This window comes from Sphingomonas hengshuiensis, assembly GCF_000935025.1.
GTDB lineage: Bacteria > Pseudomonadota > Alphaproteobacteria > Sphingomonadales > Sphingomonadaceae > Sphingomonas > Sphingomonas hengshuiensis.
On record NZ_CP010836.1, the window covers coordinates 3446141 to 3472780 of the forward strand.

Below are 26640 nucleotides of genomic sequence, written 5' to 3' on the forward strand. Positions count from 1 at the left end.
GTGCACTCGCTTTCGCTATGTTCGCGCGTTGATAGGAAGCGGCGGGCCATAGCGGCGAGCGGGGGGATTGTCGACTCTTGTTTGGCGTCCCAAATCGGCTTCTGCGGACCGACAGGCTTCAGGTACACCGTGCTCACCCCCTATAGACTTGCGCGCATGTGGCGTAGATATTAGCGATGCCCTAATGAAAGGGTACTCAGAGACAGTTCGCGAACTCCCTCCGGCGAGCCTCTATAAATACAGGACACCTTTTCGCCCCCAACTTGAGCGCGATCGCGACATCATCGTTGGTTCCCGACTCTGGGCGGCGTCGCCTCTCGCCTTTAACGATCCTTTCGATTGCTTTCCGTTCGTTGATCTCTCCGGAAGCGAACGTGAGAAACGCCAATGGGTGAAGCGCTACGGCATGCGGCACTTCGCACCCGCTCCAAGGCACAAGCGGCGCCGAATGGTCCAGCAAATTGAACAGGGGTTACGTGTCAGCTTCAGGCAAGGAGTCCCAAATGCAGATGCTGGAGCGCAGGATGCCTGGCGTGACGTCCTCGCAAGAACGGGTGTGGTGAGCCTCGCTGAGCGAGCGGATGACATGTTGATGTGGGGCTACTATGCGGACAGCCATCAAGGTTACTGCCTGGAGTTTACCACCAATAAAGAGCCATTCATGCTTGCAAATCGAGTAAAATACGCGGATGAGCGCCCCGTTTTTCGCCTATTTGATCCCGACCGATCAGATCTAATGGAACGATTATTGCTTCAAAAGGCGAGTTTTTGGCGACACGAACGTGAATGGCGGATCGCTCGCATGCAAGGAATTGGAGCGATCGAGTTCCCTCCGGAGTGTCTCACAGCGATAATTCTCGGCGCCAACATATCGCGTGACGATGAAGCGGCATTACGGCAAATGGCCTCAGATGGACAACACGCTATCGCGATCAGGCGAGCCAGACTTGATGCAAAATCATTCAAGTTAACAATCGTCGACGCCTGAACCAGTTTCGAGCCGGGGACGGGCGTCCTCAAGCGGAAAGCAGGTCGGACGTAGCCCCGACTACTGACCCCGCCACTACGTGACAGCCCGCCCAAACTTACCTCCCGCCGACGAAACTAGCTCAAAAACGAAAAAAGGCGGTGGTCACCCACCGCCCTCTTCCAATTTCGCCCGTTCAAGCGTCCAAAGGCCTCAGCCCTCGAGCACCTTCACCATGTGCGGCAGCTTGCGGATCATGCCGCGGACTTCGGGGCTGTCTTCCAGCTCCGAGACCTTGTGCATCTTGTTCAGGCCGAGCCCGATCAGCGTTGCGCGCTGATCCTTGGTGCGGCGGATCGGCGAGCCGATCTGCTGGATCTTGATCTTCGCCATGTCGATTACTCCACAACCGCGGCTGCATCCGCCTCGGCGGTCTGCGAACCACCGCGGCCGAGCAGGTCGGCGATCTTCTTGCCACGACGCTGTGCGACCGACTTCGGCGAAGTCTGTTCGTTCAGCGCTTCGAAGGTGGCGCGGATCATGTTGTAGGGGTTGGACGTGCCGACCGACTTGGTCACGACGTCCGCCACACCCAGCGATTCGAAGATGGCGCGCATCGGGCCACCCGCGATGATCCCGGTGCCCTGCGGCGCCGAGCGGAGCGTGACGCGACCGGCACCGAAATGCCCGTTGCCGTCATGATGCAGCGTGCGGCCTTCCTTGAGCGGAACGCGGACCATTGCCTTCTTGGCAGCAGCCGTCGCCTTCGAAATGGCTTCCGGCACTTCGCGTGCCTTGCCATGGCCGAAGCCGACACGGCCCTTGCCGTCGCCCACGACGACCAGCGCCGCGAAGCCGAAGCGCTTGCCGCCCTTAACCGTCTTCGAAACGCGGTTGATGTGGACCAGCTTCTCGATCAGCTCTTCGCCGCCATCGTCGCTGCCCGGGCCACCCCGGCCACGATTGTCGCGACCGCCGCCGCGATTGTCGCGACCGCCACGGTTCTGACCGCCGCCGGGGCCGCCACGACCACGGCCGCCACGCGGACCGCGGTTCTGCTGCTCGGTCGCCTGGCCGGCGTCCTGCGCCTCGACCGGAGCGTCGGTCGTGTTGATTTCATCGGCCATTCTTAGAACTCCAATCCGCTCTCACGCGCGGCATCCGCCAGCGCCTTGACGCGACCGTGATAGAGGAAGCCACCGCGATCGAAGACGACCTGCGTCACGCCGGCTGCCTTGGCAGCTTCGGCCACGCGCTTGCCGACTTCCTGTGCCGCCGCGATGTTCGCGCCGGTCACGCCGCGCACGTCCTTTTCGAGCGTCGAGGCCGAAGCGATCGTCTTGCCCTGGGCATCGTCGATCACCTGGGCATAGATATGCTTGCCCGAGCGATGGATCGAAAGCCGCGGACGGGCGCCAGCCCGCGCACGAAGCGCAGTGCGGTTGCGACGGCGACGCTTTGCAAAAAGCGAAAGACCCTTGGTGCTGATCACTTCTTCTTCCCTTCCTTACGGAAGATGAATTCGCCGTCGTACTTGATGCCCTTGCCCTTGTACGGCTCGGGCTTGCGCCAGCGACGAATCTCTGCGGCCACCTGGCCGACCTTCTGCTTGTCGATGCCCGAAATCTCGACCGTGGTCTGATCGGGCGTCTTGATCTCGATACCCTCGGGGATGTCGAAATTGACGTCGTGCGAATAGCCGAGCTGGAGCTTGAGCACCTTGCCCTGCGATGCCGCGCGATAGCCGACGCCGGTGATCAGCAGCTTCTTCGAAAAGCCGTCGGTCACGCCGGTGATCAGGTTCTGCACCATCGTGCGCTGCATGCCCCAAAAGGCACGCGCCGCCTTGGTCCCGTTGGCCGGCTGCACCGAAATGCTGCCGTCTTCCAGCGTGTAGCTGATCTCTTCGCGCATGGTGAGCGAAAGGACGCCCTTGGGGCCCTTCACGTTCAGCACGCCGCCGTCGATCGTCGCGGTGACACCGCTCGGAATCGCAACGGGCTTTTTGCCAATGCGGCTCATATCAGAAGACCTCCGCGAGCACTTCGCCGCCGACATTCTGTTCGCGCGCTTCGGCGTCGGACAGAACGCCGCGAGGCGTCGAGACGATCGTGATACCAAGGCCGTTGCGGACGCGCGGCAGTTCCTGCGAACCGCTGTACACCCGGCGACCCGGCTTCGAGATGCGCGCGACGTGCTTGATCGCCGGCTGGCCCTCGAAATATTTCAGCTCGATGCGGATGCCGGCGGCAGGGCCCATCTGCTCCTCGCTATAGCCACGGATGTAGCCTTCGCGCTGGAGGACATCGAGAACGCGTGCACGCAACTTCGAAGCGGGCGTGAGGACGGAGTCCTTGCGCGCGCGCTGGCCGTTGCGGATGCGGGTGAGCATATCACCCAGGGGATCGGTCAAAGCCATCTCGTAGTCCTTACCAGCTCGACTTCGTGACGCCGGGGATCAGGCCCTTGTTGGCCAGATCGCGCAGCATGACGCGTGCGAGACGGAACTTGCGGTAATAGCCGCGCGGGCGGCCGGTCAGCTCGCAACGATTGCGAATCCGGGTCGGATTGCCGTTGCGGGGGATCTCAGCCATCTTGAGCCGCGCGATCAGGCGCTCGGTTTCATCCAAGCTCTCATCGTTCGCGATCGTCTTGAGCTTCGCGTACTTGCCGGCGTACTTCTTCACCAGCAGCTTGCGACGCTCGTTCTTGTTGACCGAACTCAGTTTCGCCATGACTTAAGTTCTCTCTCTTTTACGCGGCCTGCTTCTGCTCGCCGTCCGCCTTCGGGAACGGGAAGCCGAAGAGACGGAGGAGCTCGCGAGCCTCTTCGTCGGTCTTAGCGGTGGTGGTAACGATCACGTCCATGCCGCGCACCTTGTCGATGCGGTCATAGTTGATCTCGGGGAACACGATCTGCTCCTTGATGCCGCAGGCATAATTGCCGCGACCATCGAAGGACTTCGGGTTCAGCCCACGGAAATCGCGAACGCGGGGAAGCGCGATCGTGATGAAACGGTCGAGGAACTCGTACATCCGCTCCCGGCGCAGGGTGACCTTGCAGCCGATCGGCATGCCTTCGCGCAGCTTGAACTGTGCGATCGACTTCTTCGCCTTGGTGACGACGGGCTTCTGGCCCGCGATCAGTTCCATTTCCTGAGCGGCCTGTTCGACGCGCTTCTTGTCCTGGGTGGCTTCGCCAACGCCCATGTTCAGCACGATCTTCTCGAGCCGCGGGATTTCCATGACGTTCTTGTAGCCGAACTTCTCGGTCATCGCCTTGACGATGGTCTCGTCGTACATCTGCCGCATGCGCGGCGTATAGGAATCAGCCATTGATGACCTCCCCGGTCTTGACGGCGACGCGAACCTTCTTGCCGTCACGCTCTTCGAAGCGGACGCGCGTCGGCTTGCCATCGGCGGTCACGTGCGCGACCTTCGAGACGTGCATCGGCGCTTCCGAACGCTCGAGACCGCCCTGCGGGCTGCCCTGAGTCGGCTTCTTGTGGCGCACCGCGACGTTCAGGCCCGAGACGACGACCTTGCCGTCCTTGGGCAGCGACTTGACGACTTCGCCGGTCCGTCCCTTGTCCTTGCCGGACAGGACGATGACCTGGTCGCCCTTCTTGATCTTGGCAGTTGCCATCACAGCACCTCAGGCGCGAGCGAGATGATCTTCATATAGCCCTTCGAGCGCAGCTCGCGGACAACCGGCCCGAAGATACGGGTGCCGATCGGCTCCTCGTTCTTGTTGACCAGCACGGCGGCATTGCCGTCGAAGCGAATCACCGAGCCATCGGCGCGGCGGATGTCCTTGGCGGTGCGAACGATGACCGCGCGATGCACGTCACCCTTCTTCACCTTGCCGCGGGGCTGTGCTTCCTTGACGCTGACGACGATCACGTCGCCAACGCCGGCCACGCGACGCTTAGAGCCGCCCAGCACCTTGATGCACTGCACCCGCTTCGCGCCGCTATTGTCAGCGACGTCGAGATTGGACTGCATCTGGATCATCGATCCGGTTCCTTCTCGTTCGGCCTTCCGGGACCTGCCCGGTGGTTCCAGTTAAAATCCGGTCCTGGCGGACCTTTAGGCGGCGTCGACCGTGGTCGGGGTCGCATGGGTGTTAACCCGGTCGATCACCTTCCACGTCTTGAGCTTGGAGATCGGTGCGGTCTCTTCGATCCGCACGGTCTCGCCCGCCTTATACTCGTTGCCCTCGTCATGGGCATGATACTTCTTCGAGCGACGGATGATCTTGCCGTAGAGCGGGTGCTTAACCTTCCGCTCCACGAGCACGACGACCGTCTTGTCGCCCTTGTCCGAGACAATGTTCCCGGTCAGCACGCGCTTCGGCATGGTCTCGTTCCTTACTTCGCAGCCGAGCGCGAGCGCTCGTTCTGCAGCGTCTTGATGCGGGCGATGTCGCGACGGACTTCCTTGACCCGCGACGGCTTCTCAAGCTGGCTGGTCGCCGCCTGGAAACGCAGGTTGAAAGCTTCGCGCTTGAGGTTGCCCAGGTCTTCGCTGAGCTGGTCCTCGGTCTTCGCCCGAAAATCGGTAGCCTTGGTCATTCTATCAACCCTCCAGGTGCGAGGTGTCGCCGAGGCGGGCCACGACCTTGACCTTGATCGGCAGCTTCATGGCAGCGCGGCTGAACGCCTCTGCCGCGAGCGGGCCGGGAACGCCGTCCAGTTCGAACAGGATGCGGCCGGGCTTGACCCGGGCTGCCCAATATTCCGGCGCACCCTTGCCCGAGCCCATGCGGACTTCGGCGGGCTTGCCGGTGACGGGCAGATCCGGGAAGATGCGGATCCACAAACGCCCCTGGCGCTTGATGTGGCGCGTGATCGCGCGGCGAGCCGCCTCGATCTGGCGTGCGGTGAGCCGCTCGGGCTCCATCGCCTTCAGGCCATAGGACCCGAAGTTCAGCGTCGTGCCGCCCTTGGCATCGCCATGGATGCGGCCCTTGAACTGCTTGCGATGCGCAAATTTCTTTGGTTGCAGCATGGTGTCTGGTCCTTAGCGGCGGTCGTCGCGCGACGGGCGCACGCCGGAGGTCTGAGCCTCCATGTTGAGACGGTCCTGCGACATCGGATCATGGCCGAGAATCTCGCCCTTGAAGATCCAGACCTTCACGCCGCAAACGCCATAGGCGGTGTGCGCTTCAGCCGTCGCATGATCGATGTTCGCGCGCAGCGTGTGCAGCGGAACGCGACCTTCGCGATACCATTCGGACCGGGCGATCTCGGCGCCGCCAAGACGGCCACCGCAGTTGATCCGGATACCCTCTGCGCCAAGGCGCATCGCCGACTGCACCGCGCGCTTCATGGCGCGGCGGAACGCGATGCGGCGCTCGAGCTGGTCGGCAATGCCCTGGGCGACGAGCTTGGCATCGACTTCCGGCTTGCGGATTTCGACGATGTTCAGGCTCACGTCCGACGAGGTCATCGCGCCGAGCGTCTTGCGCAGCTTCTCGATGTCCGTGCCCTTCTTGCCGATGATGACACCGGGGCGGGCAGCGTAGATCGAGATGCGGCACAGCTTGGCCGGACGCTCGATCACCACCTTCGAGATCGCGGCCTGGGGCAGCGTCTTGATGATGAACTGGCGGATCTTGAGGTCTTCCAGCAGGAGCCGGCCATAGTCGGCGCCTTCGGCGAACCAGCGGCTGTCCCAGGTGCGGTTGATCTGCAGCCGAAGCCCGATCGCGTTGCTCTTGTGACCCATTATGCTTCTTCCTGCTCGCGGACGACGATGCGAAGACGGCTGAACGGCTTCAGGATGCGGGTGGACTTGCCACGGCCGCGAGTCGCGAAACGCTTCATCGTGATCGACTTGCCGACCGACGCCTCGGCGACGACGAGTGCGTCGACGTCGAGGTTATGGTTGTTCTCGGCGTTCGCAATCGCAGAGGCCAGGACCTTGCGTGCTTCCTCCGCCATGCCCTTCTTCGAGAAGGCGAGGATGTTGAGCGCGTCGCCGGCCTTCTTGCCGCGGATCAGGCCCGCAACCAGATTGAGCTTCTGCGCCGAACCGCGAATCTGCGTGCCGACCGAGAGAGCCTCGTTATCGGCGACGCGACGGGGTGCCTTGGGCTTCGACATCAGCGCTTACCCTTCTTGTCGGCTGCGTGGCCGGGGAAGAAGCGCGTCGGCGCGAACTCGCCGAGCTTCATGCCGACCATGTCTTCGTTGACCGACACCGGCACGAACTTGCGGCCGTTGTAGACGCTGAAGGTCAGGCCCACGAAATCGGGCAGGATCGTCGAGCGGCGCGACCAGGTCTTGATCGGCGCGCGCGCGTTGGTTTCCTGCGCGGTCTGCGCCTTCTTCAGCAAATGGAGGTCCACGAACGGACCCTTCCAGACGGAACGAGCCATGAGCGGTTAGCCCTTCTTCTTGGCGTGACGCGAACGGATGATCATCTTGTCCGTCGCCTTGTTGTGGCGGGTGCGCGCACCCTTGGTCGGCTTGCCCCAGGGGGTGACCGGATGGCGGCCGCCCGAGGTACGGCCTTCGCCGCCGCCGTGCGGATGGTCGACCGGGTTCTTGGCGACGCCGCGGGTCAGCGGGCGGATGCCCAGCCAACGGTTGCGACCGGCCTTGCCCAGGTTGGTGTTCTGGTTGTCCGGGTTGGACACCGCACCGACCGTCGCCATGCAGTTCGCATGGATGTAGCGCTGCTCGCCCGAATTGAGGCGGACGATGACCATGCCCTTGTCACGACCCACGACCTGCACATAGGTGCCGGCCGAACGCGAGATCTGGCCGCCCTTGCCGGGCTTCATCTCGACATTGTGGACGATCGTGCCGACCGGGACCGAACCCAGTTCCATGGCATTGCCCGGCTTCACGTCGGTCTTCTTGCCCGCGATCACCTTGTCGCCAACGGCCAGACGCTGCGGCGCGATGATATAGGCGACGTGCGCCTTGCCCTCGATCTCGCCATAGTTGACCAGCGCGATGAACGCAGTGCGATTGGGATCATATTCGATCCGCTCGACCGTGCCCTCGACGTCCCACAGGCGGCGCTTGAAATCGACGATGCGATAGCGCTGCTTGTGGCCGCCGGCGATGCCGCGCGACGTGACGTGACCCTTGTTGTTGCGGCCACCCGTCTTGGTCTTGCCCTCGGTGAGAGACTTGACCGGACGCCCCTTGTACAGCCCCGAGCGGTCGATAAGGACCAGCCCGCGCTGCGACGGCGTCGTCGGATTATAATTCTTGAGTGCCATCGCCTCAGATCCCCGTCGTCACGTCGATCTGGTCGCCGTCGGCGAGCGTCACGATCGCTTTCTTCATGTCGGAGCGCTTGTAGGGGGCGCCCTTCCACTTCTTGGTCTTGCCCTTCTGGACGATCGTGTTCACGCCGGTCACCTTGACGTTGAACAGCGCCTCGACGGCGGCCTTGATCTCGGGCTTGGTCGCATCGCCGGCCACCTTGAACACAACCGCGTTGTGCTCGGAGACGAGCGTCGACTTTTCGGTGATGTGCGGCGCGACGATCACGTCATAATGACGGTTGTCGACCACGTTCTGCTTCTTAGCCATTGAAGCGCGCCTCCAGCTTTTCGACGGCAGCGCGGGTCAGGACCAGCGTGTCGCTCTTCAGGATGTCATAGACGTTGGCGCCGATCGCGGGGAGCACGTTGATCTGGTGCAGATTGCCTGCCGCCAGCGCGAAGCTCGTCTCGACGGTGTCGCCGTCGATCACCAGCGTGCGGCCAAAGCCCAGCTTCTCGAAGCTGCCCTTGAGCGCGCTCGTCTTGGCGTCGATCGTCAGATTGTCCATGACAACCAGCGAACCCGCCTTGGCGTGCGTGCTGAGCGCCATCTTCAGGCCCAGTGCGCGGATCTTCTTGTTCAGCGACGGATTGAAGTCGCGGACGCGGGCGCCGTGTGCCTTACCGCCGCCGATGAACACCGGAGCGCGGCGATCGCCGTGACGGGCGGTACCGCCGCCCTTCTGGCGACCGAACTTCTTGCCGGTGCGGGCGACGTCGGAACGCTCGCGGGTGCCACGCGCAGTCGCGCGGCGCTTTTCGAGCTGCCAGGTGACGACGCGATGCAGCACGTCGGCGCGCGGCTCAACCGCGAAGACCGCGTCGTTGAGCTCGATGTCGCCGTTGCCGGTCGCGTCGAGGGTTTGAACCTTGATCTTCACGCTCAGCCCTCCTGGCCTTCGGTCGCCTCGGGAGCCTCGGTCACAGCCGGGGTTTCCGCGGGGGCGTCGTTGTTGTTCGCGACCTGCTTCAGGCCTGCGGGGAACGGAGCGTCGGCATGGCGTGCAACCTTGACCGAGTCCTTGACGAGCAGCCAGCCACCCTTCGAGCCGGGCACGGAGCCCTTCACGAAGATCAGGCCGCGCTCGACATCGGTACCGACGATTTCCAGATTCTGCTGGGTGCGGTTCTTGTCGCCCATGTGCCCGGCCATCTTCTTGTTCTTGAAGACCTTGCCCGGATCCTGGCGCTGACCGGTCGAACCGAGCGAACGGTGCGAGACCGAGACGCCGTGGGTGGCGCGCAGACCGCCGAAGCCCCAGCGCTTCATGCCGCCCTGGAAGCCCTTGCCCTGGGTCTTGCCCTGGATGTCGACGAACTGGCCCGCGACATAATGGTCGGCCGAGATTTCGGCGCCCACGTCGAGGAGGCCGTCCGCATCGACGCGGAATTCGGCGAGAACCGCCTTGGGCTCGACTTCGGCCTTGCCGAAATGGCCACGCTGCGGCTTGGCGACATTCTTGCTCTTCGCCGTGCCGGCGCCGAGCTGGACGGCGGTGTAGCCGTCACGACCTTCTTCGCGAACCGAGACGACCTGAACACCTTCGAGGGCCAGAACGGTGACCGGCACGTGGCGGCCGTCGTCCTGGAAAAGGCGGGTCATCCCCAGTTTCTTCGCGATCACGCCAGTGCGCATGATCCAATGCTCCTATACAGAGGCACCCTCAGGACCATTCCCTCGGGTGCGTGCCTCAGCCCAAAAATTTATGCGAGCCCCCGTCCGGGCTGAACCCCGCCCGAAGGCGGAGACGACGGGGGACGCAGACCCGATGCCAACCCAAAGGCCGGCACCGGCGGTATCCCTATATGGTTTCCGAGTGCGCGATGGGCGCCCTCTTGGTCCTTGCGTTGGATCGGGGAACGATCCGGTCGAGGAACCTGCGACTCTCAATCGAGGGTCGCGAATCTCTTGAAGGCGGGCCTTTACGTCAGCACCGCTTCCTTGTCCACCCCTCCCCACCCGGCTTGCGACGGATGGGGCGAATGGACCCGCGGGCGTTACGCCAGCTTGATCTCGACGTCGACGCCGGCAGCCAGGTCCAGCTTCATCAGCGCATCGACGGTCTGCGGAGTCGGCTGCACGATGTCCAGCATACGCTTGTAGGTGCGGACTTCGAACTGCTCGCGCGACTTCTTGTCGATATGGGGACCACGGTTGACCGTGAACTTCTCGATCTTGGTCGGAAGGGGGATCGGGCCACGGATGAGAGCGCCGGTGCGTCGGGCGGTGTCGGCGATGTCGCCGGTCGCCTGATCGAGCACGCGGTGATCGAACGCCTTCAGGCGAATGCGGATATTCTGCGTTTCCATGGTCATTCCTACCGATGCGAAAGAGCGGACCCCGTAACCGGGGTTCTTGCTGGTTCAAACTCAAACTGGAGGCGGGCCATTACCGGCGGAGGGGGTGCGGGTCAAGGGGGTGTGGAGGAGTCCCTTTGCGAAGATCGTAATCACCCGGTGGCGTTGTCCATCTCTGCGGATCTGAGTCAGGGCGTGGAGCGTCGCCTTCTCCTTCCCACCGCAACCGAATTTCTGCGGGCTCCTCTTCAGGATACTGGCTTAGAAACGTCCAGCCGAGACGAACAAGTTCCGCGGCGTGCCGGGACGATCCCGTCCTCAGCATTCCGCGTACTTCGTCGTAAGGATCGCGCTTGGGCATCAATTTACGAATAGCATGAAAGCGGTCGGCAGCGACTCGGGCATTTAGCGGACAACCCGACACTCTCGTCAGCCCGGGCTTGACCCGGGGTCCCGCTTCTCGCGTCCTTCAGACCAGCGTATCGGACAGACCCCGCCACTCTTCTAGCCCCTCCCGCCTTCGCGGGAGGGGTTGGGGAGGGTCTTCTTCTTCTACCCGTCTCTCAGCGCCCCGCGCACGACCGCAACTACCCCATCCAGATTGCTCAGGACATCATTGTTCCAGAAGCGCAAAACACAGAAGCCGCGCCCTTCCAAGAACGCCGTCCGCCGCGCGTCGCCAGTCTCTGTGTGCTGACCGCCGTCAATCTCGACGATCAGCATCGCCTCCAGGCAGGCAAAATCCGCAACATATGGTCCCAGCGAATGCTGGAAGCGAAACTTGAAGCCATCGATCTGACGGTTGCGCGCCGCCTGCCAGAAGCGATCCTCAGCCTCTGTCCGCTCGCGGCGAAGCCTTGCGGCGTGCGGGCTGATCTGGCGGCGGACAGGGTGCATCGCGGTGAGACTATAAGAAAGAAGACCCTCACCCAACCCTCTCCCGCGAAGGCGGGAGAGGGCTAGAAGAAAATCAGAGCCGCCCCATCCCACAACGAAAAAGCCCGGCTCCCTCGCGGGAACCGGGCCTTCTATCACTCAGCCCTTGCGGGAAAAGCTTACTTGTCGATCGCGCTGACGACGCCTGCACCGACGGTGCGGCCGCCTTCACGGATCGTGAAGCGCTGGCCCACGTCCATGGCGATCGGTGCGATCAGCTTGATGCCGAGGGCAACTTCGTCGCCCGGCATCACCATTTCGGTGCCCTCGGGCAGGTCGATCGTGCCGGTGACGTCGGTGGTGCGGAAGTAGAACTGCGGGCGATAGTTGCCGAAGAACGGCGTGTGACGACCGCCTTCGTCCTTCGACAGCACGTACACGCTCGACTGGAAGTCGGTGTGCGGCTTGATCGAGCCGGGCTTGGCCAGAACCTGGCCGCGCTCGACTTCCTCACGGCCCACGCCGCGGATCAGCGCGCCGATGTTGTCGCCGGCCTGGCCCTGGTCGAGCAGCTTGCGGAACATTTCGACGCCGGTCACGACGGTCTTGCGGACCGACTCGTGGATGCCGACGATTTCGACTTCTTCACCAACCTTGATGATGCCGGTCTCGACGCGGCCCGTGACGACCGTACCGCGACCCGAGATCGAGAACACGTCTTCGATCGGCATCATGAACGGCTTGTCGAGCGGACGCTCCGGCTGCGGGATCGACTCGTCGACCGCCTTCATCAGGTCGAGAATCGCCTGCTTGCCGAGCTTTTCGTCCGAACCCGAGAGCGCGCACGTTGCCGAACCACGGATGATCGGAATGTTGTCGCCGTCGAATTCGCGCTTGCTCAGCTCTTCGCGGATTTCCATTTCGACGAGCTCGAGGATTTCCTCGTCGTCGACCAGATCGACCTTGTTCAGGAAGACGACCATGGTGGGAACGCCGACCTGACGTGCGAGCAGGATGTGCTCCTTGGTCTGCGGCATCGGGCCGTCGGTGGCCGCCACGACCAGGATCGCGCCGTCCATCTGCGCCGCGCCGGTGATCATGTTCTTCACATAGTCGGCGTGGCCCGGGCAATCGACGTGCGCATAGTGGCGCGCTTCGGTCTCATACTCGACGTGCGCAGTCGAGATGGTGATGCCGCGCTCGCGCTCTTCCGGCGCCTTGTCGATGTTGGCGAAGTCGACGGCGGTGCCGCCGGTCGTCTCGGCCAGAACCTTCGTGATGGCTGCCGTCAGCGACGTCTTGCCATGGTCGACGTGGCCGATGGTGCCGATGTTGAGATGCGGCTTGTTCCGCTCAAACTTTGCCTTCGCCATTGTTTTCCTACCTTCTGATTCTCAATTCCGCGCCGCTATGGGAATCGCCGGACGCGGCCCCATAGCGGCTGATTTTCGTTTGCGCCAGCGTTACGCCAGCTTCGCCTTCACTTCGTCAGCCACGTTTGCAGGCACTTCGTCGTAATGCGAGAACTGCATGCTGTACTGCGCGCGACCCTGGGTGAACGAACGGAGTGCGTTCACATAGCCAAACATGTTGGCCAGCGGCACCATCGCATCGACCGTCTGCGCGTTGCCGCGCGTATCGGTACCCTGGATCTGGCCACGACGGCTGTTCATGTCGCCGATGACGTCGCCCAGATAATCCTCCGGGGTCACGACTTCGACCTTCATGATCGGCTCGAGCAGCTTGATGCCCGACTTCTGCGCGGCTTCGCGCATTGCACCGCGCGCGCAGATTTCGAACGCCAGCGCCGACGAGTCGACGTCATGGTACGCACCGTCATACAGCAGGATCTCGAAATCGATGATCGGGAAGCCGACCAGCGAGCCCGTGGCAGCCGTTTCGCGGAAGCCCTTCTCGATCGCGGGGATATATTCCTTGGGAATATTACCGCCCTTGATCTCATCCTTGAAGATGATGCCCGACCCGCGCTCGCCCGGCGTCAGCTTCACCTTCACGCGACCGAACTGGCCGGTACCGCCCGACTGCTTCTTGTGCGTGTAGTCGATGTCGACCGGCTTGCCGAGATATTCGCGATACGCAACCTGCGGCGCGCCGACATTGGCCTCGACCTTGAACTCGCGCTTCATGCGATCGACCAGGATCTCGAGATGGAGCTCGCCCATGCCCTTGATGATGGTCTGGCCCGACTCGGGGTCCGACGAGACGCGGAACGACGGATCTTCGCGCGCCAGGCGATTGAGCGCGACGCCCATCTTTTCCTGGTCGGCCTTGGTCTTGGGCTCGACCGACAGCTCGATCACGGGCTCGGGGAATTCCATCCGCTCGAGGATGATCGGGGCGTTCTGCGCGCAGAGCGTGTCACCGGTCGTCGTGTCCTTCAGCCCCGCCAGCGCGACGATGTCGCCTGCGAACGCTTCCTGGATGTCCTCGCGGCTGTTGGCATGCATCAGCAGCATGCGGCCAACCTTTTCCTTCTTGTCCTTGACCGAGTTGATCACGACCGAGGCCGCTTCGAGCTTGCCCGAATAGATGCGGGCGAAGGTCAGCGTGCCGACGAACGGATCGTTCATGATCTTGAACGCCAGCGCCGAGAAGGGCGCTTCGTCCGACGAAGGACGCTCGTCCGGGGTCACGCCGTCGAGCTTGAGGCCCTGGATGGCGGGGACGTCGAGCGGCGACGGCAGATAGTCGACCACGGCGTCGAGCAGGGGCTGCACGCCCTTGTTCTTGAACGCCGAGCCGCACACCACGGGGACGAACGCCATGCTCAGCGTGCCCTTGCGGATCAGCTTCTTGAGGTCGGCGGTGCTCGGCTCGTTGCCCTCGAGATACGCTTCCATCAGCGCATCGTCGAGTTCGACGGCCATTTCGATCAGCTCGCTGCGATACTTCGCGGCCTTCTCGACCAGATCGTCGGGAATTTCGGCATATTCGAACTTCGCGCCCAGGCTCTCCTCGAGCCAGATGATCGCGCGGTTCTCGACCAGGTCGACCAGGCCCTTGAAGCCGCCTTCGATGCCGATCGGGAGATACAGCACCGCCGGACGCGCGCCAAGGCGATCAATGATCGAATTGACGCAGAAATAGAAATCGGCGCCGGTGCGGTCGAGCTTGTTGATGAAGCACATGCGCGGCACGCCGTACTTGTCGGCCTGGCGCCACACGGTTTCGGACTGCGGCTCGACACCGGCAACGCCGTCGAAGCACGCGACCGCGCCGTCGAGCACGCGCAGCGAACGCTCGACTTCGATCGTGAAGTCGACGTGGCCGGGCGTATCGATGATGTTGATCAGATGCTCTTCGCCCTTGCCCTCGGCGGCGCGCCACTTGCACGTCGTCGCAGCGGACGTGATCGTGATCCCGCGCTCCTGCTCCTGCTCCATCCAGTCCATCGTCGCGGTGCCTTCATGCACTTCGCCGATCTTGTAGGACTTGCCGGTGTAATAGAGGATGCGCTCGGTCGTCGTCGTCTTGCCGGCGTCGATATGCGCCATGATGCCGATATTGCGATAACGTTCGAGCGGATGGCTGCGGGCCATGATCGTAAGTCCTTACGGTTTAGAAGTGTGACTGAACGCCGAAACGCTCAGGGAAAGAACAGTTTGGCGATCGCCGCCCCCGCGCCCAACAGCGCAGCGACGGCGATAAACCCTTGGAAGACGGTTGCGAACGATACGATCTTGGTATCGATCCGCGTCTTCTGCATCTCGGCGATGGCCTTGTCGGTGTTGACGCCCATCTGACGAATCCGCGCAAGCTGCTCCTGTAGGTCCAGCTCGTTTCGATCCATCTGCGTCGCCATCGCCGTGCCTCCGCTGCCTATATAATGCCTTACCAGCGATAATGCGAGAAGGCGCGGTTGGCTTCCGCCATCCGGTGCGTGTCTTCACGCTTCTTGACCGCGTTGCCGCGGTTGTTGGCGGCATCCATCAGCTCGCCCGAGAGGCGCGCCGACATAGTGTGCTCGCTGCGGTTGCGCGCCGAGGTGATCAGCCAGCGGATCGCGAGTGCCTGTGCACGTTCCGGGCGGACTTCGACCGGGACCTGGTACGTGGCACCACCAACGCGGCGGCTGCGGACTTCGATGCCCGGCTTGATGTTGTTCAGCGCATCGTGGAACACGCCGATCGGCTCGCGCTTGGCGCGCTGCTCGACGGTTTCGAGTGCCGTGTACACGATGCCCTCGGCCACGGACTTCTTGCCGTCCAGCATGACCGAATTCATGAACTTGGTGAGAACCTCATCCCCATAAACGGGATCAGGCAGGATTTCCCGCTTTTCGGGGCGACGACGACGAGCCATTTCAAATTCCTTTGGTACTTCAGCTTATCCGGAACCTGTCCGGGGCTTACTGTGCCTTGCTTAGTCGGGGACCTGGATCCCCGATAAGATCGCCTGAAGCGATCTTTCGAGGATGATCATGCCCCCGGCATGATCACTTCGGACGCTTGGCGCCGTACTTCGAACGCGACTGCTTGCGATCCTTGACGCCCTGCGTATCGAGCACGCCGCGCAGGACGTGGTAGCGAACGCCGGGAAGATCGCGCACACGGCCACCGCGGATCAGGACCACCGAGTGCTCCTGGAGGTTGTGGCCTTCGCCCGGAATGTAGCTGATGACTTCGCGCTGGTTGGTCAGGCGGACCTTGGCCACCTTGCGCAGCGCCGAGTTCGGCTTCTTCGGGGTCGTCGTGTAGACGCGCGTGCAAACGCCGCGCTTCTGCGGGTTCTGTTCCATCGCAGGGACCTTCGACTTGGCCTTCTGCGGTTCGCGGCCCTTGCGGACCAGCTGGTTAATCGTTGGCATGAAGCCCTTCACCTTATGTTACCGGAACGATCCGGCGGTTACTTTGCTGGAGCCCAGACTCTTTGAAATCCAATCTCTACAGAATACGAAAAGGCCCCGGGTGTCCTTGACCCCCCGGGCCATTGCGTCTCCAGCAACGTTCAGCTCTTTGTTCCGCGAGGGCAAACGGTCATACGACCCCCTTGTGGAACGGAGGCGCCTATAGCGTCGGCGACCATGGCGGTCAATGGGCGCCACGCCGCCGCGCGGCGGGGCGATCCGGGGGCGGGCCAGGGGCGGGCGACGTAACCGCGTGCTAACGCCTGCGCGCTACACCCATACCGATGTTGCTACACCTGAAATACGGATCGATCACGCTGATTCTCGCAGCCCGGCGCTGGCCCGCGCTCCCCGCAAGCTGCGCCGCGGTCGCCGCCGTGCTCGCCGCGGGAGGATTCGGGGCGTCGTTTCCAGGGTGGTGGGAAATGCTGTCGCCGGGTTCGGCGGTGGGGCTGGTCGGGCTGGTGCTGGCGGGGGGCGCGGGGCTGCTCGCCTTCCACCTTGCCGGAGTCGCGGGCAATAGCAGCCGCGCGACCGCACGCGGATGGCGCGCGCCGCTGGTGGCGGCGCTGGTGCCGGTTGCGACGATCCCCGCGATCGGAGTCGCCGCGCTGGTCGTGCCGCTGGTCGCCGCGATCGGGCTGCGCCCCGAGACGCGCGGCGAGCGCACCGCCGCGATCGCCGCAGTGCTGGCCTGCGCCGCAGCGTTCGTCGCCGCCAATCTCTCCAGCCCGGAGACTGGGTGCCTCGCGTCGCTCACGATGCTCGCCGCCGCCTGGTTCCTCAGCACGCGCCCGGCGATTCAGGCGGCGAACGACAATCCCTCGTTGGAACGCATGCGTTACGATTGGATGCTGCCCGACCCGCGCGCTTATGCTAGGCAGCGCGCCGGGACTCGCGATACCGGGAATGGGGAATAAGCCTATGTTCAACAGCAACAATCGCAACAATCGCGACGAGCGGCAGTCGATTCCGCCCGCACCGCCGGCGCAGAGCGGGGGCCGCGGGCGCGGAATGTTCTCCGTGATCGGGCCGGACATCATCGTCACCGGCAACCTGACCGCCACCGCCGACCTGCACATCGATGGCCGAGTCGAGGGCGACGTCCATTGCGGCACGCTGGCGCAGGGCGCCGAAAGCCAGATCTTCGGGAGCGTCTCCGCCGAAGTCGCACGGCTCGCCGGATCGGTCGAGGGCAGCGTCCGCGTCAAGACGCTCACCGTCGAACGCTCGGCGAAGATCACCGGCGACGTCGAATATGAGACGATCACGATCGAGAATGGCGGCCATATCGACGGCCGCCTGAAGCATATGAGCAGCATCGACACGAGCGCGATCCCCGCGCCGCGAATCGTGTCCTCGCCCTTCGCCGTGGCGAACGAGGAAGCCGCCTGAGCCAGGCTCGGCAGGCACCGGAAAGAGGCGCGACCTGGGGGGGGGCGCGCCTCTTTTTGAAACCGGGAAAGGGAACGGGCGGCGCGGCGCCGCCCGTGCGGATCACATCTTCGAGATGCGATCCAGATGCGTCTGGACCACCGACTCGGTCTGAGTCGCGAACGCCGTCAGCGGGCGGACATCGCCGTTCGCGGCATAATCCTTCAGCGTCGCAAGCGCCTTTTCGTGCGCGGCGACCTGCTGAGTCTTGTACAGCGTGTCGAACGCCACACCCTCGGCATTGCGCAGCGCCTCGAGATTGGCCTCCTGCTCGGCGTTCAGCTCCGGATTGGGGACGATCGCCGGAGTAGCGGTTGCGGCGGCGGCCTTCAGCTTCTCGGTCGACGCGGTGTGTTGCTCGACCATCATCGCGCCGAAATCCTTCAGCCCCTGCGAGGTCGCCTTGGACTGGGCGAGCTTGCCCGCCTCGACTTCGTAATAATCGCTCGCGCCCACGGTGTTGACGAAGCGCTGGTCCGGCGACGCGTTGGCGTCGGCCATCATCGCATTGTCGCCCATCATGGCGTTGTCGGCCATCGCGCCGCCCATCATGCTGCCATCGGTCATCGTGTCGTTGGTCGCCATCACGCCATTGTCGACTCCGGTGTCGGCGGTCCCGCCACAGGCGCCGAGCGCGAGCATGGGGGCCAGGCCCAGGATCAGAAACTTCTTCGTCATATTGGCATCTCCTCTGCCGCCCCCAACGCCCTCTGGACGGTGGCGTTCCACCGTTCGCCGCAATTATGCCGTAATTACACAGGCTTGCCCTGTATTACCGTGCCAGTTGCGGCGCGCGGCGGCAGTGCCTAAAGCCTGTCGGGTGACGGGTGTCCCCCGCACGGCAGGGCCATCGCATATGGAAGGACTTGCGCTTTTACGTGCCGTCACCCTGAACTCGTTTCAGGGTCCAACGCGCCACAGGCGAATGCAGTGCTTGTGGCACCGTGGATGCTGAAACAAGTTCAGCATGACGACGCAAAATTTAGCGCTGGCGTCCATATGCGCCAATCCAGCCGGTCAAGGGGGATGAAAAGGGAACTCGGTTTGAACCCGAGGCTGCTCCCGCAACTGTAACCGGCGAGCCAAGGCGCCACACTGCCACTGGGAACACCCGGGAAGGCGGCGCCAAGGCAGCGACCCGGGAGCCAGGAGACCTGCCCGCCACAGTCGATTCCTTCGCGCGGGCGGGATGCACCGGGCGGACGGGGGGACTCCCCTGCGCGAGCGACAGGTTGCTGCGTCGTCGCGCCCGGTTTCGGGACGGCGATCCGGCCATGGGTGTCGTGTCCGATGAAATTTGCGTGGCTGTTCCTGCTCTTCGCCCTCCCCGCGCTGGCGGGGTGCGCGGCGGCGTCCGCGCCTGAGCCGCCCGTGCCGAACGGCATCGTGTCGACCAACCCCTGTGCCGACGCGATGCTGGTCGAGCTGGTGCCGGCCGGGCGGATCACGGCGATCAGCCATTATTCGCACGACCCGATGGCGACTTCGATCCCGCTGGAACAGGCGCGCCAATTTCGCGCGACTCGCGGCACCGCCGAGGAGATGATCGCGCTGCGCCCCGCGCTGGTGATCGCGAGCAGCTTCACGCCCCCCGCGACGCGCGAAGCCTATGCCCGCGCCGGGCTGCGCACGCTGTATCTCGATTCGCCGACCACGATCGAGGCGAGCAAGGACCAGGTGCGTGCGCTGGCCGAGGCCGTGGGCGCACAGGCCGAGGGCGCGAAGATGATCGCGCGGATCGACGCCGCCGTCATGCGCGCGTCACGCCGCGATGCTCCGGTCCCCGCTTTGCTGTGGATCGGCGGCAATCTGGTTTCCGGGGGTGGGACGTTGCTCGATGAAATGATGGTGCGTGCCGGGTTCGTCGACCAGGCGGCGCATTACGGGCTCCAGCATACCGGCACGCTGCCCGCCGAGCATGTCGTCGCCGATCCGCCCCGGCTGATGCTGGTCCCGGATGAGGCCGGGCGCGATTCGGCATCGCGCGCGGCGCAGACCCGGCGCTGGGCACTGGCGCACAGCGGCGTGCGGCAGGCGCGGTTCCCGCGCAACCTGATGAATTGCGGCGGCCCGGTGATTGCGAAGGCGATGGACCGGCTGGCCGAAGTGCGGCAGGCGATCGCGCGATGAACCGCCCGCTGCTCCTGACCGGCCTCGCATTGCTCGTCGCGCTCCTGTTCGCGGGATCGCTGATCGCGGGCAAAGTGTGGGTGCCGCCGGGCGCCTGGTTCTCGGGCGATCCGCGCTGGTGGATCGTTATCGGGCTGCGGCTGCCGCGCGCGATACTGGGGCTGGGGGTCGGCGCGACGCTGGGGCTGACCGGGGCAGTGCTCCAGGGCTATCTGCGCAATCCGCTCGCCGACCCAGCAGTGGTCGGGGTTTCGTCGAGCGCGGCGTTGGGCGCGGTCGCGGCGATCGTGCTGCTGGGGGCGAGCGCGCCCTTGATGCTGTTCGGCTGCGCGATGGCGGCGGCGTGCGGATCGATGCTGCTGCTCGCCGGGCTGGCGTGGCGCGCGGACAGCGCAGTGGCGTTCATCCTGGCGGGGACGGTGCTCGCGAGCCTGGGCGGCGCGCTGATGGCGTTCCTGATCTCGATCGCGCCCAATCCCTATGCGACGGCGGAGATCATCGACTGGATCATGGGGTCGCTCACCGATCGCAGCTTTGCCGAGGTGCAGCTTGCCCTGCCCTTCATGGCCGCGGGGTGCGCGGTGTTGTTGTTCACCGGGCGCGCGCTCGATGCGCTGACGCTGGGCGAGAGCGCGGCACGGTCGCTGGGGGTGCGGCTGGCGCGAGTGCAGTTGCTGGTGGTGCTCGGCACCGGGCTCGGCGTCGGCGCCAGCGTCGCGGCGACGGGGGTGGTCGGGTTCGTCGGGCTGATCGTGCCGCATCTGCTGCGCCCGCTGGTCGGCGCGCGCCCCTCCGCGCTGCTGCTGCCGAGTGCGCTGGGCGGCGCGGCGTTGGTGCTGGCGGCGGACAGCCTGGTGCGGCTTGCGCCGGGCGCCGCCGAGATCCGGCTGGGGGTGGCGATGGCGCTGCTCGGCACGCCCTTCTTCCTGCTCCTTCTCCTCAAGCTGCGGGGGCGGGCATGGAACTGAGCTTCGAGAACCTCTCGGTCAGCCTGGGCGAGCGCACCGTGCTGCACGGCGTCGGCGCGGTGTTCCGCCCGGGGCGCGTCACCGCGATCCTGGGGCCGAACGGATCGGGCAAGAGTACGCTGGTCAAGGCGCTGGCGGGGCTGATCGATGCCGATACCGGGCATGTCCGGCTGGGCAACCGCCAGATCGGGCGCATCCCGCCGCGCGAGCGGGCACAGGCGATCGGCTATCTGCCGCAGGACCCGGTGGTGCATTGGAACCTGGCCGTGCGCGATCTGGTCGCACTCGGGCGGCTGCCGCATCGCAGCCCCTTTGCGGGGGCTTCGGACGATGATCGCGCGGCGGTGGAGGCGGCGCTGGCGGCGACGGGCACCGTGCATCTGGCGGAGCGCGGCGCCGATGCGCTGTCGGGGGGCGAGCGCGCGCGGGTGCTGCTGGCGCGGGTGATCGCGGGGGCGCCGCGCTGGCTGCTCGCGGACGAGCCGCTCGCCAGCCTCGACCCCGTCCACCAGCTCGACATGCTGGAGCAGCTCCGCACGCTGGCGGCGCAGGGGACCGGGGTGGTGATCGTCCTCCACGACCTGATCCAGGCCGCGCGCGCCGCCGACGACGTGCTGCTGCTCAATCAAGGCCGCGTCGTCCGCTTCGGCACCGCCGCCGAGGCGCTGGGCCACCAGCCGCTGCGCGAGGCGTTCGGCGTGGAGGTGATGGTGATCGCCGACGAACAGGGCCGCCTCCTCCCCGTACCGATTGGCCGCACCAAGGGCTGACAGCCGGAGCGCGCTGTGGCATTGCGCAATAAAATTACAGCAGGCGAGTCGAGTATCGGGCCGCCGCGGGAGAGCTTTGGATGCGCAGGATCGACCGTCTCATCATTGGCCAATCGGACGACGCCTTCCTCTGGACGATCGGGTGAGGCGCATGCGCCGGCTGATTCTCCTGCTGGTCGCGGCGCTGGCGCTTGCGGTGCCCGCGCAGGCGCAGAAGCGCATCGCGCTGACCTTTGACGATGTGCCGCGCAGCCGGGGCGCGTTCCTGACGCCCGAGGAACGGACGCGGCGGCTGATCGCGACGTTCCGCAAGGCGCGGGTGAAGGTCGCGCTGTTCGTCAATCCGGGCCAGATCGGCGTCGACGACGGCGTCGGCGGGGCCGAGCGGATCGCGCGCTATGTCCGCGCGGGGCATGTCATCGCCAATCACGGCTATAGCCATTTGTCGCTGTCGGCGACGCCGGTGGACGCCTATCTCGCCGATCTCGACCGGGCGGAGGCATGGCTCAAGCCGCAGCCGGGTTATCGCCCCTGGTATCGCTTCCCCTATCTGGACGAGGGCCGGGGCGACAAGGTCAAGCGCGACGCGCTGCGGGCGGCGCTGAAGGCACGGGGCCTGCAGAACGGCTATGTGACGGTCGACGGGTCGGACTGGAACCTGGAGGCGAACACGATCGCCGCGGTGAAGGCCGGCAAGGCGATCGACCGCAAGGCGCTGCGCGACCTCTATGTCGAGACGATGGTCGAGGCCGCCGAATATGGCGACGGGCTCGCGATCAAGGCACTGGGCCGCCAGCCCGCGCAGGTCTTCCTGATGCACGAGACCGATCTGGCGGCGCTCTATATCGGCGACGTGATCCGTGAGCTGCGGCGGCGGGGGTGGCAGGTCGTGTCGCCCGACGAAGCCTATGCCGATCCGCTCCGCGAGGCGATGCCCGACGTGCCCTCGGCACAGGGCACGCTGCTGGAGTCGATCGCGTGGGAAAAGGGGTTACCGGCGCCGCGCTGGTACGCGCGGAATAACGTGAAACTCGCGAATGCGCTGTTTGCGCAGCGCGTGTTGCACGAGGTGGCGGAGTGATGGCCGCCCACCTTCGTCATCCCAGCGAAAGCTGGGATCCATTCGCCTCTCCGGTTGCGAAGGAACCGCAGCGGAGGCCCCAATGGATCCTGACTTTCGTCAGGATGACGGGATTTGGGGGTGTCGCCTCCTACCCCAGCGGCGGGAAACCGAGTCCGATCGCCAAATCCTCCCAGCATGGGTTGTCCTGCTCGATCAGCGCCACCTTCCAGTCGCGACGCCACGCCTTGAGCTGCTTCTCGCGCAGGATCGCCCCGGCCATGTCGCCGCCGGTTTGGTACCAGACGAGTCGCTTCACGCCATGCCGCTTGGTAAACCCGCCCAGCGAGCCGCTGCGATGCTGATGCACACGCGCCATCAGGTCCGCCGTTACGCCGACATACAGTGTGCCGTGGCGCCCGCTCGCGAACATGTACACGCAGGGCAGCTTGTCCATCGTCCCCACACCCCCTCGTCGTTCCAGCGAGAGCTGGGATCCGTTCGCCACTCCGTTTGCGAAAGAACCGCAGCGGAGACCCCAATGGATCCTGACTTTCGTCAGGATGACGGCTTGAGATCAGGCCCGCAATGACCCAGCAATTCGACCTCACCGACGACCAGCGTGCGATCCAGGACATGGCGCGCAAGTTCACCGCCGATGCGATCACGCCGTTTGCCGGCGAATGGGACGAGAAGCATATCTTCCCCCGCGACGCGATCCGGGCGGCGGCGGCGCAGGGGTTTGCGGCGATCTATGTGTCCGAGGAGAGCGGCGGCATCGGGCTTGGACGGCTCGAATCGGCGCTGATCATGGAGGCGATGGCCTATGGCTGTCCGTCGACCAGCGCGTTCATCTCGATCCACAACATGGCCGCGTGGATGATCGACCGGTTCGGGTCGCAGGACCTGAAGGACCGGTATCTGCCCGATCTCGTCGCGATGGACCGCATCGCCAGCTATTGCCTGACCGAGCCGGGCTCGGGCTCCGACGCCGCCGCGCTCAAGACGCGGGCGGTAAGGGACGGCGATCACTATGTGGTGACCGGCACCAAGCAGTTCATCTCCGGCGCGGGCGCGAACGACGTGTACCTCGTCATGGTCCGCACCGGCGAGGAGGGGCCGAAGGGCATTTCGTGCCTGCTCATCGAAAAGGACATGCCCGGCGTCAGCTTCGGCGCGAACGAGCGCAAGCTGGGATGGCATTCGCAGCCGACCGCGCAGGTGATCCTGGAGGAGGTCCGCGTCCCCGTCGCCAATCTGGTCGGCGCCGAGGGCGAGGGATTCCGGATCGCGATGATGGGGCTCGACGGCGGGCGGCTCAATATCGGCGCCTGCTCGCTGGGGGGGGCGCAGCGCTGCCTCGACGAGGCGGTTCGCTACACGCGCGAGCGCAAGCAGTTCGGCAAGGCGATCGCCGATTTCCAGAACACCCAGTTCATGCTGGCCGACATGGCGACCGAGCTGGAGGCGGCGCGCGCATTGCTCTATCTCGCCGCCGCCAAGGTGACCGCGAACGCCCCCGACAAGACCAAATTCGCGGCAATGGCCAAGCGCTTCGCCACCGACACCGGCAGCAGCGTCGTCGACCGCGCGCTCCAGCTCCATGGCGGCTATGGCTATCTGATGGACTATCCGATCGAACGCTTCTGGCGCGATTTGCGGGTGCATTCGATCCTGGAGGGGACGAACCAGGTGATGCGGATGATCATCGGGCGCGAGCTGGTGCGCGAGTGAGCTGGCTTCCTGATCCTCCCCGGCACGGGGAGGGGGACCGCGCCCGCAGGGCGTGGTGGAGGGGGCCATCCACGCGCGGCCCGCTTGCGGCCCTCCCCCTCCACCAGCCTGCGGCTGGTCCCCCTCCCCGTGCCGGGGAGGATCTGATGTCGCGTTTTTGCACACGAAGCCACGAAGCCGCGAAGAAGAAGGGGTGTCTTTCGCCACGCACGCACTGCGGCGAAGCCGCTTTCCTCGCGCTTCGCGCCTTTGTGCCTTTGTGCCTTTGTGTGAGACCCCCTTCTTCTCTGCGCCTCCGCGCCTCTGCGCGAACCCCTAATTTCTGTTTCCCCTCCGCGCCTTTGCGCCTTCGCGTGAGACCCAAATGACCGACGTCCGCATCTCCACCGAAGGCCGGCTCGGCCGCATCCGGCTCAACCGGCCCAGGGCGCTCCACGCGCTCAACACCGCGATGTGCGCGGCGATGCTCGATGCGCTGGAGGCGTGGCGCGCCGATCCGGCGATCGAGGGCGTGATCCTCGACCATGCCGAGGGCCGCGGCTTTTGCGCCGGGGGCGACATTCGCATGATAGGCGAAAGCGGCGCGGGCGACGGGGCGGCGGCGCGCGACTTCTTCCGCATCGAGTACCAGCTCAACCATCGCCTGTTCACCTATGCCAAGCCGATCGTCGCGTTCATGGACGGGGTGACGATGGGCGGCGGCGTCGGCATTTCGCAGCCCGCGCAGCTCCGCATCGCGACCGAGAACACCAAATTCGCGATGCCGGAAACGGGCATCGGGCTGTTCCCCGATGTCGGCGGCGGCTGGTATCTGTCGCGGCTGCCCGGGCATATCGGCGAATATCTCGCGCTGACCGGCGCGCGGCTCGACGGCGGCGAATGCCTCGCGGTGGGGCTGGCGACGCATTTCCTCCCCGCCGAGCGGCTGGACCATGCCAAGATCGCGATCCAGGCCGATCCGGTGTTTGCCGAGGACGCATTGGAGGCCTTTTCCGCCCCCGCGCCCGAGGCCCGCATCCTAAGTCACCGTGCGGAGATCGACCGGCTGTTCGCGGGCGACACGGTGGAGGACATCGTCGCGGCGCTGGCGGCCGATGGCGGCGACTGGGCGATCGCGCAGGCGGCGACGCTCGCGACCAAATCGCCCCAGGCGCTCAAGGTCTCGCTCAAGCTGGTCCGCGACGGGCGCTATATGCCCACCTTCGAGGACGAGATGCGCCAGGAATATGCCGTGGCGACGCGCGTCGTGCAGCGCCCGGACTTCGCAGAGGGCGTGCGGGCGGCTATCGTCGACAAGGACAATGCCCCCCGCTGGCACCCCGCCACGCTGGACGGCGTCACCGATCATGTGATCGACCAGATTTTCGCCCCCCTGCCCGAGGCCGAAGCCTGGGCACCGGCCTGAGGAACTTTAGATGGTGTACGAAACCCTGCTCGTCGAACAACGCGGCGCCGTGACGCTGATCACGCTCAACCGCCCCCAGGCGCTCAATGCGCTCAATTCGCAGGTGCTGGCCGAGCTGATCGCCGCGCTCGAGGCGTATGACGCCGATGAGTCGCAAGGCTGCGCAGTGCTGACCGGCAGCGAAAAGGCCTTTGCGGCGGGGGCGGACATCAAGGAGATGGCGTCGAAGGGCTTTGCCGACATGTATGGCGGCAATTTCTTCGCGGGCTATGACCGGGTGACAGCGACGCGCAAGCCGGTGATCGCCGCGGTATCGGGCTATGCGCTGGGCGGCGGGTGCGAGCTGGCGATGATGTGCGACTTCATCCTGGCGTCGGACACCGCCAAGTTCGGCCAGCCCGAGATCAAGCTCGCGGTCTCCCCCGGCATGGGCGGGTCGCAGCGGCTGGCACGCGCAGTGGGCAAGGCCAAGGCGATGGAAATGTGCCTGACGGGCCGGATGATGGACGCCGACGAGGCCGAACGCGCGGGCCTTGTCAGCCGCATCCTCCCCGCCGCCGAGCTGGTCGACGAAGCGGTGAAGACCGCAGCGCTGATCGCGGGCATGGCGCCGCTCGCGATCAAGGCGAACAAGGAAATGGTCAACGCGGCGTATGAAACGACGCTGGCCCAGGGCGTCCAGTTCGAGCGCCGCCTGTTCCACGCGCTGTTCGGCACCGCGGACCAGAAGGAAGGCATGGCGGCGTTTGTGGAGAAGCGCCCGGGGAACTGGACGGGGAAGTAGGGGGCTTCTGACTCCCCCGCCCGCTTGCGGGAGGGGGCTGGGGGGTGGGCCCCCGCCATCCG

At 65.0% G+C, this 26640-nt stretch carries 38 protein-coding genes and 1 riboswitch; of the genes, 10 read left to right on the forward strand and 28 right to left on the reverse strand.

Translation table 11 applies throughout. The annotated features are described in order from the left end of the window. Positions 1-184 precede the first annotated feature (184 nt). A complete protein-coding gene (locus TS85_RS24775; protein WP_077228647.1) occupies positions 185-988 on the forward strand; it encodes a DUF2971 domain-containing protein in 804 nt (267 codons plus the stop codon). A gap of 192 nt (positions 989-1180) precedes the next feature. On the opposite strand, the gene rpmD is transcribed toward TS85_RS24775, so the two are convergent. The 26 genes from rpmD to rpsL all read right to left on the reverse strand — a co-directional run bounded on the left by rpmD (position 1181) and on the right by rpsL (position 16254). After that, a complete protein-coding gene (gene rpmD / locus TS85_RS15295) occupies positions 1181-1360 on the reverse strand; it encodes a 50S ribosomal protein L30 (protein ID WP_044333362.1) in 180 nt (59 codons plus the stop codon). A 5-nt stretch (positions 1361-1365) separates the two neighbouring features. Then, a complete protein-coding gene (rpsE, locus tag TS85_RS15300; protein ID WP_044333363.1) occupies positions 1366-2094 on the reverse strand; it encodes a 30S ribosomal protein S5 in 729 nt (242 codons plus the stop codon). Between the two features lie 2 nt (positions 2095-2096). Beyond that, the gene (gene rplR, locus TS85_RS15305) at positions 2097-2456 is read right to left on the reverse strand and encodes a 50S ribosomal protein L18 (protein ID WP_173426279.1); all 360 of its coding nucleotides are present in this window, start codon (positions 2454-2456) and stop codon (positions 2097-2099) included. Next, on the reverse strand, positions 2456-2989 hold the full coding sequence (gene rplF / locus TS85_RS15310) for a 50S ribosomal protein L6 (RefSeq protein WP_044333366.1): 534 nt from the start codon (positions 2987-2989) through the stop codon (positions 2456-2458). The genes rplR and rplF overlap by 1 nt, the downstream gene beginning before the upstream one ends. A gap of 1 nt (position 2990) precedes the next feature. Then, positions 2991-3386, reverse strand: a complete 396-nt coding sequence (gene rpsH, locus TS85_RS15315; protein WP_044333367.1) for a 30S ribosomal protein S8 — start codon at positions 3384-3386, stop codon at positions 2991-2993. Positions 3387-3396: 10 nt separating this feature from the next. After that, on the reverse strand, positions 3397-3702 hold the full coding sequence (gene rpsN, locus TS85_RS15320; protein ID WP_044333368.1) for a 30S ribosomal protein S14: 306 nt from the start codon (positions 3700-3702) through the stop codon (positions 3397-3399). A gap of 19 nt (positions 3703-3721) precedes the next feature. Continuing rightward, positions 3722-4303 carry a 50S ribosomal protein L5 gene (gene rplE / locus TS85_RS15325; RefSeq protein ID WP_044333370.1) on the reverse strand — a complete coding sequence of 194 codons (582 nt, stop codon included), beginning with the start codon at positions 4301-4303 and terminating at the stop codon, positions 3722-3724. Further along, entirely contained in the window at positions 4296-4613 is a 318-nt protein-coding gene (rplX, locus tag TS85_RS15330; protein ID WP_044333372.1) for a 50S ribosomal protein L24, read from the reverse strand. The genes rplE and rplX overlap by 8 nt, the downstream gene beginning before the upstream one ends. Continuing rightward, positions 4613-4981 carry a 50S ribosomal protein L14 gene (gene rplN / locus TS85_RS15335; RefSeq protein ID WP_044333375.1) on the reverse strand — a complete coding sequence of 123 codons (369 nt, stop codon included), beginning with the start codon at positions 4979-4981 and terminating at the stop codon, positions 4613-4615. Before rplN ends, rplX begins: the two co-directional genes overlap by 1 nt. 75 nt (positions 4982-5056) lie before the next feature. Then, positions 5057-5326, reverse strand: a complete 270-nt coding sequence (rpsQ, locus tag TS85_RS15340; RefSeq protein ID WP_044333377.1) for a 30S ribosomal protein S17 — start codon at positions 5324-5326, stop codon at positions 5057-5059. Between the two features lie 11 nt (positions 5327-5337). After that, complete coding sequence (gene rpmC / locus TS85_RS15345) at positions 5338-5541, reverse strand: 50S ribosomal protein L29 (protein ID WP_044333379.1); 204 nt, start codon at positions 5539-5541, stop codon at positions 5338-5340. A gap of 4 nt (positions 5542-5545) precedes the next feature. Continuing rightward, positions 5546-5977, reverse strand: a complete 432-nt coding sequence (gene rplP, locus TS85_RS15350) for a 50S ribosomal protein L16 (RefSeq protein ID WP_044333380.1) — start codon at positions 5975-5977, stop codon at positions 5546-5548. Positions 5978-5989: 12 nt separating this feature from the next. Then, positions 5990-6697 (reverse strand): 30S ribosomal protein S3, encoded by a 708-nt coding sequence (gene rpsC / locus TS85_RS15355; protein WP_044333382.1) that lies wholly within the window; start codon positions 6695-6697, stop codon positions 5990-5992. Then, positions 6697-7074 (reverse strand): 50S ribosomal protein L22, encoded by a 378-nt coding sequence (rplV, locus tag TS85_RS15360; protein ID WP_044333384.1) that lies wholly within the window; start codon positions 7072-7074, stop codon positions 6697-6699. The genes rpsC and rplV overlap by 1 nt, the downstream gene beginning before the upstream one ends. Further along, positions 7074-7349 carry a 30S ribosomal protein S19 gene (gene rpsS / locus TS85_RS15365; RefSeq protein WP_029936458.1) on the reverse strand — a complete coding sequence of 92 codons (276 nt, stop codon included), beginning with the start codon at positions 7347-7349 and terminating at the stop codon, positions 7074-7076. The genes rplV and rpsS overlap by 1 nt, the downstream gene beginning before the upstream one ends. A 6-nt stretch (positions 7350-7355) precedes the next feature. Next, entirely contained in the window at positions 7356-8204 is an 849-nt protein-coding gene (gene rplB / locus TS85_RS15370; protein WP_044333388.1) for a 50S ribosomal protein L2, read from the reverse strand. A 4-nt stretch (positions 8205-8208) separates the two neighbouring features. Beyond that, positions 8209-8520: a 50S ribosomal protein L23 gene (locus TS85_RS15375; RefSeq protein WP_044333390.1), complete on the reverse strand. Its 312-nt coding sequence runs from the start codon at positions 8518-8520 to the stop codon at positions 8209-8211. Beyond that, entirely contained in the window at positions 8513-9133 is a 621-nt protein-coding gene (rplD, locus tag TS85_RS15380) for a 50S ribosomal protein L4 (protein ID WP_044333393.1), read from the reverse strand. Before rplD ends, TS85_RS15375 begins: the two co-directional genes overlap by 8 nt. A 2-nt stretch (positions 9134-9135) precedes the next feature. Then, complete coding sequence (gene rplC, locus TS85_RS15385) at positions 9136-9888, reverse strand: 50S ribosomal protein L3 (RefSeq protein ID WP_044333395.1); 753 nt, start codon at positions 9886-9888, stop codon at positions 9136-9138. Between the two features lie 362 nt (positions 9889-10250). Further along, the gene (gene rpsJ / locus TS85_RS15390; RefSeq protein WP_029936463.1) at positions 10251-10562 is read right to left on the reverse strand and encodes a 30S ribosomal protein S10; all 312 of its coding nucleotides are present in this window, start codon (positions 10560-10562) and stop codon (positions 10251-10253) included. 540 nt (positions 10563-11102) lie between these two features. Beyond that, entirely contained in the window at positions 11103-11447 is a 345-nt protein-coding gene (locus tag TS85_RS15395) for an endonuclease domain-containing protein (protein WP_044333398.1), read from the reverse strand. Between the two features lie 158 nt (positions 11448-11605). Next, positions 11606-12799, reverse strand: coding sequence for an elongation factor Tu (gene tuf / locus TS85_RS15400; RefSeq protein WP_044333399.1), 1194 nt, complete (start codon positions 12797-12799; stop codon positions 11606-11608). Positions 12800-12889: 90 nt separating this feature from the next. Beyond that, positions 12890-14986 (reverse strand): elongation factor G, encoded by a 2097-nt coding sequence (fusA, locus tag TS85_RS15405; RefSeq protein WP_044333401.1) that lies wholly within the window; start codon positions 14984-14986, stop codon positions 12890-12892. Between the two features lie 47 nt (positions 14987-15033). After that, complete coding sequence (locus TS85_RS15410) at positions 15034-15249, reverse strand: hypothetical protein (RefSeq protein WP_044333403.1); 216 nt, start codon at positions 15247-15249, stop codon at positions 15034-15036. Between the two features lie 29 nt (positions 15250-15278). Beyond that, a complete protein-coding gene (rpsG, locus tag TS85_RS15415; protein WP_044333405.1) occupies positions 15279-15749 on the reverse strand; it encodes a 30S ribosomal protein S7 in 471 nt (156 codons plus the stop codon). A 133-nt stretch (positions 15750-15882) separates the two neighbouring features. Next, positions 15883-16254, reverse strand: coding sequence for a 30S ribosomal protein S12 (gene rpsL, locus TS85_RS15420; RefSeq protein WP_019831557.1), 372 nt, complete (start codon positions 16252-16254; stop codon positions 15883-15885). Positions 16255-16577: 323 nt separating this feature from the next. On the opposite strand from rpsL, the gene TS85_RS15425 reads away from it, so the two are divergent. Next, a complete protein-coding gene (locus TS85_RS15425; protein WP_044333407.1) occupies positions 16578-17213 on the forward strand; it encodes a hypothetical protein in 636 nt (211 codons plus the stop codon). Between the two features lie 4 nt (positions 17214-17217). After that, the gene (locus TS85_RS15430) at positions 17218-17688 is read left to right on the forward strand and encodes a bactofilin family protein (RefSeq protein ID WP_044333409.1); all 471 of its coding nucleotides are present in this window, start codon (positions 17218-17220) and stop codon (positions 17686-17688) included. Positions 17689-17790: 102 nt separating this feature from the next. On the opposite strand, the gene TS85_RS15435 is transcribed toward TS85_RS15430, so the two are convergent. Next, positions 17791-18405: a DUF4142 domain-containing protein gene (locus TS85_RS15435; protein ID WP_044333411.1), complete on the reverse strand. Its 615-nt coding sequence runs from the start codon at positions 18403-18405 to the stop codon at positions 17791-17793. Between the two features lie 294 nt (positions 18406-18699). Continuing rightward, positions 18700-18903: riboswitch (cobalamin riboswitch) on the forward strand. A 114-nt stretch (positions 18904-19017) separates the two neighbouring features. Here TS85_RS15435 and TS85_RS15440 point away from each other — a divergent pair. The 4 genes from TS85_RS15440 to TS85_RS15455 all read left to right on the forward strand — a co-directional run bounded on the left by TS85_RS15440 (position 19018) and on the right by TS85_RS15455 (position 22676). Then, positions 19018-19857: an ABC transporter substrate-binding protein gene (locus TS85_RS15440; RefSeq protein ID WP_044333414.1), complete on the forward strand. Its 840-nt coding sequence runs from the start codon at positions 19018-19020 to the stop codon at positions 19855-19857. Then, positions 19854-20825: a FecCD family ABC transporter permease gene (locus tag TS85_RS15445; protein WP_044333416.1), complete on the forward strand. Its 972-nt coding sequence runs from the start codon at positions 19854-19856 to the stop codon at positions 20823-20825. Before TS85_RS15440 ends, TS85_RS15445 begins: the two co-directional genes overlap by 4 nt. Beyond that, positions 20816-21595, forward strand: a complete 780-nt coding sequence (locus TS85_RS15450; protein ID WP_044333418.1) for an ABC transporter ATP-binding protein — start codon at positions 20816-20818, stop codon at positions 21593-21595. The genes TS85_RS15445 and TS85_RS15450 overlap by 10 nt, the downstream gene beginning before the upstream one ends. 151 nt (positions 21596-21746) lie before the next feature. Next, positions 21747-22676 (forward strand): polysaccharide deacetylase family protein, encoded by a 930-nt coding sequence (locus TS85_RS15455; protein WP_044333420.1) that lies wholly within the window; start codon positions 21747-21749, stop codon positions 22674-22676. A gap of 130 nt (positions 22677-22806) precedes the next feature. Here the strand turns inward: TS85_RS15455 and TS85_RS15460 are convergent, their stop codons facing one another. After that, positions 22807-23112, reverse strand: coding sequence for a GIY-YIG nuclease family protein (locus TS85_RS15460; RefSeq protein WP_044333422.1), 306 nt, complete (start codon positions 23110-23112; stop codon positions 22807-22809). A gap of 131 nt (positions 23113-23243) precedes the next feature. Between TS85_RS15460 and TS85_RS15465 the strand changes: the two genes are divergently transcribed. From TS85_RS15465 to TS85_RS15475, 3 genes are all read left to right on the forward strand, one after another. Then, entirely contained in the window at positions 23244-24389 is a 1146-nt protein-coding gene (locus TS85_RS15465; protein WP_044333424.1) for an acyl-CoA dehydrogenase family protein, read from the forward strand. Positions 24390-24753: 364 nt separating this feature from the next. Further along, entirely contained in the window at positions 24754-25794 is a 1041-nt protein-coding gene (locus tag TS85_RS15470; RefSeq protein ID WP_044333426.1) for an enoyl-CoA hydratase/isomerase family protein, read from the forward strand. Between the two features lie 10 nt (positions 25795-25804). Beyond that, a complete protein-coding gene (locus TS85_RS15475) occupies positions 25805-26578 on the forward strand; it encodes an enoyl-CoA hydratase (protein WP_044333428.1) in 774 nt (257 codons plus the stop codon). The last annotated feature ends 62 nt before the right edge of the window (positions 26579-26640 follow it).